We start from the raw sequence: 8,913 nt of genomic DNA on the forward strand, positions 1-8,913 counted from the left end.
GGGCCGCTTCCTCGAGGTTGGGCCGGGGGGTGTGTTGACCGCGTTGGTGCGTGAGGCCTGCGGTGACGACGTCACGGCCGTACCAACCCTGCGCAGGAACCGGACCGAGCGCGACAGCGTGCTGGCCGGGCTGGGGGAGTTGTGGGTGAGCGGTGCCTCGGTGGACTGGCGTGCCGTCGTCGGTGAGCCGGCGGCGGCCGTGGACCTGCCGACGTATCCCTTCCAGCGCAGCCGATACTGGCTGAACCCCGTCTCCGACGAGGGCGCGGACAACGACGAGAGCCGCTTCTGGCAGGCCGTCACGGACCAGGACGCCGGCGCGCTCGCTGAAACGCTCCAGGCCCCGAGGACCGCCCTCGAAGCGGTTCTGCCCTCGCTGGCCGCCTGGCGGCGAGGACGCCAGGAGCAAGCGGAACTCGACCGGCTGCGCTATCGCGTTCAGTGGGAAGCCGCGACCGGTCGGTCCGGCAGCACACCGAACGGTGCCTGGCTGGTGGTCGTGGCCGAGGGGATGCGCGACGACTCCTGGGTGCGGGCCTGTTTGAGCGTCCTGTCCGACGCCGACGTCGTGTGTCGCGAAGGGCACGACCCGGATCTCCGGGGTCTGCCCGCGCTGACCGGGGTGCTCTCCTTGCTGGCGGTCGATGAGCGCCCGCACCCCGAACACCCGGGCGTGTCGCGCGGGTTGGCCGGGACGGTGTCCTTGGTACAAGCCCTCGGAACAGTGGGAGTCGATGCCCCGCTGTGGTGTGCGACCCGCGGGGCTGTGTCCACCGGACCCGGCGATCCGGTCTCACGGACCGTGCAGGCACAGACCTGGGGCGTGGGCCGTGCCGCATGTCTGGAACACCCGGACCGGTGGGGCGGCCTGATCGACCTGCCGGAGGAGCCGGGAGCGGAGGAACTGGCCGCGTTCGGCGCCGTCCTCGCCGATCCCAGCGGGGAGGACCAGATCGCCGTACGGTCGTCCGGGACGTATCTGCGCCGGCTCACCCGTGCGCCCGGCGCGTCCGGGGCGCTCGTCTTGAGCGGCACGTCGTGGCGGCCCCACGGGACTGTCCTCATCACCGGCGGCACCGGAGCTCTGGGATCGCTGCTGGCCCGGTGGCTGGCGCGCAAGGGTGCGGAGCGACTCGTGCTCACCAGCAGGCGCGGACCGGACGCGCCAGGCGTCGATGACCTTCGACGAGAACTGGCGGGGCTCGGTGTCCCCGTCACGGTGACGGCCTGTGACGTCGGGGACCGGGACGCGCTGGCCCGGCTCGTGGACGGCGTGCACCGCGAGCACGGGCTGACGGCCGTCGTCCACGCGGCGGGCGTCTCCGACGACGGACAGGTGGCGGACATCTCCGCCGAACACCTGGAGGACGTGCTCGGCCCCAAGGCCAACGCCGCGCTGCACCTGCACGAACTGACCCGGGACATGGGCCTGTCCGACTTCGTGCTGTTCTCGTCCAGCGCCGGAGTGTGGGGAAGCGGCCGCCAAGGCGCTTACGCGGCCGCCAACGCCACGCTCGACGCGCTGGCGCAGTTGCGACACGCCGAGGGGTTGCCCGCCACCTCGATCGCATGGGGCCCCTGGGCCGGTACCGGGATGGTCGCCGACGAAGACCTGGCCGAGCATCTGCGCCGACGCGGTCTGGGCGCCGTACCGCCCGAGACGGCGCTCAGGTCCCTGGAACTGGCGCTGGAACAGGGCGAGACCTGCCTCACGGTGGCCGAGGTGGACTGGGGGCTGTTCGCCCGCACGTTCACGGGCCTGCGCCCGAGCCCGCTCATTGCGGACCTGGCCGACGTACAGGACGCGGCGGCGGCCGCCACCACGGCACCTCCGGAGGAACCCGGTTCCGACCGAGGCGCCGAACTGCGCAGGGAACTGGCCGCGCTCGCCGACCATGAACAGGCCGAACTCCTGGAGCGGCTGGTCTGCACGCGGACCGCCGCCGTCCTGGGACATGCGGCGGCCGACTCGGTGCCCCCGGGGCGCTCGTTCAAGGACCTCGGTTTCGACTCGTTGTCCGCGGTTGAGCTGCGCAACCAGCTCAACCGCGCCACCGGCCTCGACCTGCCGCCGACGCTGGTGTTCGACCACCCCACTCCACGGGCCCTGGCCGAACACCTGCGGGGGGAACTGGGCGGGGATGTCGTGCACGAGGCCGACGTGCTCGCCCAACTGGACCGTATCGACGCCGATTTGACGGGTGCCGGACTGCACGGTCCTGCCCAGCGGCGGATCGCCGGCCGACTTCGAGTGCTCGCCGCCAGGTGGGCCGATCCCGGGACGGCGTCCGACGCCGTCGGTGACGACGACCTGGCGTCCGCGGGCGTCGACCAGATGCTGCATCTCATCCGTGAGGAGTTCGGGAAGCTGTGAGCGCCGGGCCGGTGACCAACGAGTACGAAGTCCTCGACCATCTGAAGTGGATGACGGGTGAACTGCGTCAGGCGCGGCGCCGCCTGACGGAGGCGGAGGAGTCCGCGCACGAACCGATCGCGATCGTGGGCATGGCCTGCCGGTTCCCGGGCGGAGTACGACGGCCGGAGGACCTGTGGCAGCTGGTGGTGGAGGAACGCGACGCGATCGCGCCCTTTCCGTCCGACCGCGGCTGGGAATCCGACCTCTATCACCCCGACCCCGACCGGCCCGGCAAGACCTATCAGCGCGAGGGCGGCTTCGTCGACGACGCGGCGTGCTTCGACGCGGACTTCTTCGGGATCTCTCCCCGGGAGGCCGCCACCGTCGACCCGCAGCAACGGCTCCTGCTGCACACCTCGTGGGAGGCGATGGAACGGGCCGGCATCGACCCCGAGACCCTGCGCGGCAGCCTGACCGGGGTGTTCGTCGGTACCACCTACTCGGAGTACGGCGCGGACCCGCGGATCCCCGCCGCCGACGTCGAGGGATACGTCGTCACCGGCATGGTGCCCGCCGCGGCGTCCGGGCGGGTCTCTTACACGTTCGGCCTGGAGGGCCCGGCGATCAGCGTCGACACCGCCTGTTCGTCGTCCCTGGTCGCGCTGCACCTGGCCTGCCAGGCGCTGCGGCGCGGTGAGTGCACCCTCGCGCTGGCGGGCGGCGCACAGATCATGGCCACGCCCCGCGTGTTCGTGGAGTTCAGCCGTCAGCGAGGACTCGCCCCCGACGGCCGGTGCAAGGCGTTCGCCGCGGCCGCCGACGGCACCGGCTGGGCCGAGGGCGTCGGTGTGCTGATGCTGGAACGGCTCTCGGACGCCGTGCGCCACGGACGCCGGGTACTGGCGGTGGTGCGGGGCTCGGCGGTCAACCAGGACGGTGCCTCCAACGGACTCACCGCCCCCAACGGGCCCTCGCAGGAACGCGTCATCCGAGCCGCCTTGGGGGACGCCCGGCTGGGACCGGCCGAGGTGGACGCGGTGGAGGCGCACGGCACTGGTACAGCGCTCGGGGACCCCATCGAGGCACGGGCACTGCTGGCGACGTACGGCAGGGCCCACGCCGATCGCACACCGCTGTGGCTCGGGTCGGTGAAGTCGAACATCGGCCATGCCCAGGCGGCGGCCGGGATGGCCGCGGTCATCAAGACGGTGCAGGCCATCCAGCAGGCCACGCTGCCACGCACGCTGCACATCGACGAGCCGACGCCCCATGTCGACTGGGCGCGGGGCGGAGTGAAACTACTCACCGAGACCCGGCCCTGGCCAGCGACCGGACAGCCCCGTCGGGCGGGTGTGTCCGCGTTCGGCGCCAGCGGCACCAACGCGCACGTGATCCTCGAACAGGCCCCGGACCTTGGGCCCTCGGTCGACGGTTCCGGCCCGTCACCCGCCGTGAGCGGCGCGCCGACGCCTTTGCCGCTCTCGGCCCGCGCCCCGGCGGTCCTGCGCGGCCAGGCGTCCCGACTCGCCGACCACCTGCGTCGACACCCGGACCTCACCGCTGCGGCGCACACGCTGCACGCCAGGTCCGCCTTCGGCCACCGGCTCCTCCTGCTCGCCTCCGACGCCGGGCAGGCGGTGGACGACCTGGAAGCCTTCGCCTGCGGGGAACTGCCCGCCACCGCTTTCCCGGGGTTCGCCGAGACACAGCCCAAGATCGTATGGGTGTTCGCCGGTCAGGGCCCCCAGTGGTCCGGGATGGCCCTGGACCTGTGGGACGCCTCGCCGGCCTTCGCCCATCGCATGACGGAGTGTCAGCAGGCTCTCCAGCCCTACGTCGACTGGTCGTTGCGGGACGTCCTCGCCGGCGACCTCGAACGGGTAGAGGTGGTCCAGCCGGCGCTGTGGGCGGTCATGGTCTCCCTCGCCCATCTGTGGGCCTCGTGCGGGGTGCGCCCGGACGCCGTCATCGGTCACTCCCAGGGCGAGATCGCCGCGGCCGTCGTGGCCGGAGGGCTCTCCCTCGACGACGCTGCCAAGGTCGTCGCGCTGCGCAGCCGCGCCCTGGTCCGCCTGCGCGGAACCGGCGCGATGGCCGCCGTGACCGCATCCGCCGAACGCACCGGCGAGCTGATCCGGCCATGGCACGGACGGCTCTCCGTCGCCGCGGTCAACGGCCCCTCCGCCACCGTGTTGTCGGGCGACACCGAAGCGGTCGAGGAACTCCTCGCGCACCTGCCCGAGGCCCGCCGCATCCAGGTCGACTACGCCTCCCACTCACCCCACGTCGACGTGATCGCGGACGAGGTTCGCGCCGCGCTCGCCGATCTGCGACCCGCCACCGGACAGGTGCCTTTCATCTCCTCCGTCACCGGGCACCTCCACGACACCTCCGGACTGGATGCCGACTACTGGCTGACCAACCTGCGCCGGACCGTACGGTTCGACGAGGCCGTACGCACGGCCGCGGACCGCGGACGCCGGGCGTTCATCGAGATCACCCCGCACCCTGTCCTGACCGTCGGCATCGAGGACGTTCTGCGCACCGCGGGCGTGGACGGCTCGGTCAGCGGCACCCTTCGCCGGGGCGACGGCGGCCCGGCCCGCCTCCTGGCCTCGCTCGCCGAGGCGTACGTCCACGGCGTACCGGTCGACTGGACCCGCACCCTGCCCCCGCCCACCGACAGCCACCCCGACGCCGACCCGCCGACGTACGCCTTCCAGTACCGGCCCTACTGGCTGCGCCCCGCCCTCACCGACGGCTCCGGCACCGACGAGGAGCAGAGCCGCTTCTGGGCGGCCGTACAGGAGCAGGACACGCACGCTGTGGCACGGCTCCTCGACACCGACGACCACGCCGCCCTGGCCCCTGCCCTGCCGGCACTGTCCGCCTGGTGGCACGGTCGGCGAGCCCGCCAGAAGAGCGACTCGCTGCGCTACCGGGTGAGCTGGCGTCCCGTCACCGTTCCGGCCAGTGGCCCCGACGGAACCTGGGTGATCGTGACGCCGGGCGGCGACGAGAAGGCGGCCGACGCGGCCGTGTCCTGCGCGCGGATGCTTGCCGAGCACGGCGCCATCCCCGTCCACATCACCCTCGACGCCGCCCGCGCCGACCGCGGCACAGTCGCCGAACGCCTCGCCAGGACGCTCGCCGAGTCCCCGGCACCGACCAGAGTGGTCTCCCTGCTCGCCTGGGACGAGAGCCCGCATCCCGAGCACGGACGCGCCACCGCCGGACTGACCGCCACCCTCGCCCTCCTCCAAGCCCTCGGTGACCTCGCCTGCGACGCACCTCTGTGGTGCCTGACCACCGGAGCGGCCTCCGTCACCGACAGCGACACACCACACCGCCCCCGCCAGGCCGCCGTCTGGGGCCTCGGCCGGGTCGCCGCCGTGGAACACCCGCACCGCTGGGGCGGCCTCGCCGACCTGCCCGAGGACCCCGACCAGCGCACCTGGCAGCGCCTCGCCGCCGTCCTCGGCGACAGCGCGGGCGAGGACCACATCGCGGTCCGCCCCTCGGGCACCTTCTGCCAACGCCTGGTCAGAGCCCCCGCCGACGGCCCGCCCCCACCCCCGTGGCAACCCTCCGGAGACGTCCTCGTCGCCGGGGACAACGGGCCCCTCGTCCACGCCGTGTCCACGTGGCTCGACGACCACGGCGCCCGCGCGACCACAGACCCGGCGAACGGCCCCTTCCGTACGATCTTCCACACCCCCGGAGCCACCGAACTCACCCCCCTGGACGCCCTGACCCCCGCCGACCTGGCCCGCGTCTTCGCCGGACGCACCGCGACGACGGAGGACCTTCTGGAGACACCGCCAGGCGACGACCTCGACGCGTTCGTGGTCTCCACCTCCGCCGTCTCCACGTTCGGCGGAGCAGCCCACGGCGCGTGCGCCGCAGCCGACGCCTACCTGGAGGCGCTCGCCCACCGACGAGGTCTGCCGGTACGGGTGATCGGCTGGGGTCTCTGGCGCCTCCACGAGACGGACGACGACCCGGCCGGTGAGCGATCCGCCCGCAACGGACTGCCCCCGTTGCCCTCGTCGACCGCACTGGACTGCCTGCGCCGGATCGTGGCCGACGGCGAGACCGGTCTGCTGGTCGCCGACGTGGACTGGGACCGCTTCGTGCCCCTGTACACCGCCGTGCGTCCCACCCGGCTCCTCGACGACCTGCTCGCGGCACATCCGCTCACCGGCGAGACCGACGACGCGCACCTAGCCAGTGAGACCGCTGTCGCGCTGCGCGACCGGCTGGCCGCGATGCCGGCCGACCAGCAGCAGCGCACCCTGCTCGCCGAGGTCCGCAGACAGGTCGCCGCAGTCCTCGGACACCATTCCGCCGAGGACGTCGAACCCGGACGGGCCTTCAAGGAACTCGGCTTCGACTCCATGACAGCCGTCACCCTGCGCAACCGGCTCACCGCCGCGACCGGTCTCGACCTGCCCGCCACGCTGGTCTTCGACCACCCGACCGCCGCCGACCTGGCAGAGCGCCTGCGCACGACCCTGGCCGACATTCTGGGCACCGGAGCCGACCCCGTTCCCACGACCGCGGCCGCCGCACGCACCGCACTCGAACGCGTCGAGCTGGCGACCAGCCGCCTCGACCTCGACGGCGACGAACTGGCCGACCTCACCGCCCAGGTGGCCGGCTTCCTGTCCAGGCTCCGCGACCGACGGACTCCTCCTGAGACCTCCGCGCCGCAGACCACCGACCTGGACACCGCAACCGACGACGAGGTTCTCGATTTTGTCCGGAGGGAGTTCGGCCGTGGCTGACGAGCGGGAACTGCGCGACTATCTGCGCCAGGTGACCAAGGCTCTGCACGAGACCAGTACCCGCCTGCGCGAGGCCGAGGCGGCCGAACGCGAACCCGTCGCGATCGTGGGGATGGCCTGTCGCTACCCGGGTGGAGTGCGCTCGCCCGAGGACCTGTGGGACCTCGTCCGCACCGGCCGAGACGCCATCGGCGACTTCCCCGACGACCGGGGCTGGGATCTGGAGGACCTGTACGACCCCGAGCCCGACCGGCCCGGAAAGACCTACACGCGCCGCGGCGGCTTCCTGCGTGACGCGGCCGAGTTCGACCCGGAGTTCTTCGGCATCTCGCCACGCGAGGCCCTCGCGATGGACCCCCAGCAACGCCTGGCCCTGGAGACCTCCTGGGAGGCGGTAGAACGCGCCGGACTCGCTGGCGCCCTCAAAGGCACCCGAACCGGCGTCTTCGTCGGCTGCTACGGACTCGACTACTGCTGGTCCCTCGACCGGGTCCCCGAAGGCTACGAGGGGCACCTCACCACCGGCGCCTCCGCCAGCGTCGTCTCCGGCAGGATCGCCTACGCGCTGGGCCTGACCGGACCGGCCGTCTCCGTCGACACGGCGTGCTCGTCCTCCCTCGTCGCCCTGCACCTGGCTGCCCGGTCTCTCCGCTCCGGCGAGTGCTCCCTGGCGCTCGCCGGTGGTGTGTCGGTGATGTCGACCCCGGTCCAGTTCCTGGGCTTCAGCAATCAGCGTGGCCTCGCTCCGGACGGCCAATGCAAACCGTTCGCGGCAGCGGCCGACGGAATGAGCCTGGCCGAGGGCGTCGGCGTGCTCGTACTGGAGAGGCTGTCGGACGCGCTGGCCAAGGGACATCGGGTGCTGGCCGTGGTACGGGGCTCGGCCGTCAACCAGGACGGCGCCTCCAACGGCATGACCGCGCCCAACGGCCCCTCCCAGGAACGCGTCATCCGCGGCGCCTTGACGAGCGCCCGGCTCACTCCGGCCGACGTCGACGCGGTCGAGGCTCATGGAACGGGCACCACCCTGGGCGACCCGATCGAGGCCCAGGCACTGCTCGCCACGTACGGCCGCGGCCGAGCCGACGACGAACCGCTGTGGCTGGGCTCGGTGAAATCCAACCTGGGGCACACCCAGGCGGCGGCGGGTGTGGCGGGTGTGATCAAGATGGTGATGGCGATGCGGCATGAGACGTTGCCGCGTACGTTGCATGTGGATGCGCCGTCGCCGCATGTGGACTGGTCGTCGGGTGCGGTGTCCTTGCTGACCGAGTCGCGGCCGTGGGAGGCGGGGGAGCGTCCGCGGCGGGCGGGTGTGTCGTCATTCGGGATCAGCGGCACCAACGCCCACATCATCCTGGAGCAGGCGCCCGTAGCTCAACACCCCGAACCCGTCACGGACTTCCCGACGGTTCTGCCCTACCCCCTGTCCGCCAGGAACACCGAGGCACGCCGTGCCCAGGCCGCCGCCCTGACGGAACACCTGCGCGACCACCCGCAACTCCAACAGGCCGCGCTGTCCCACTCCTTGGCCACGACGCGCGCCCAACTGGAGAACCGCGCCGTCGTGATCGCCGAGAGCCGGGACGAGATCGCACAGGCCTTGGAAGCGCTGGCCACCGGCACCGAGCACGCGTCCCTGATCACTGGCATCGCTGACTTGCCACAAAGCCCCGTGTTGGTGTTTCCGGGGCAGGGGGCGCAGTGGGTGGGGATGGGGGTTGAGTTGTGGGATGCGTTGCCGGTGTTCGGTGAGCGGATGGCGGAGTG

Annotated in this window: 3 protein-coding genes; all 3 read left to right on the top strand. The window is 72.4% G+C overall.

From position 1 onward, the window contains the following. Positions 1 to 2,374: SDR family NAD(P)-dependent oxidoreductase (locus tag ACWD3I_RS48840; RefSeq protein ID WP_365413488.1), on the top strand; the 2,374-nt coding region annotated here is incomplete at its 5' end. Positions 2,375 to 2,385: 11 nt separating this feature from the next. After that, on the top strand, positions 2,386 to 7,143 hold the full coding sequence (locus ACWD3I_RS48845; RefSeq protein ID WP_451084457.1) for a type I polyketide synthase: 4,758 nt from the start codon (positions 2,386 to 2,388) through the stop codon (positions 7,141 to 7,143). Then, positions 7,136 to 8,913 (top strand): type I polyketide synthase (locus tag ACWD3I_RS48850; RefSeq protein ID WP_451084456.1); only part of this gene is annotated, 1,778 nt, incomplete at its 3' end. The genes ACWD3I_RS48845 and ACWD3I_RS48850, both read left to right, overlap by 8 nt.

The sequence above is a fragment of the Streptomyces sp. NPDC002817 genome, assembly GCF_053592055.1.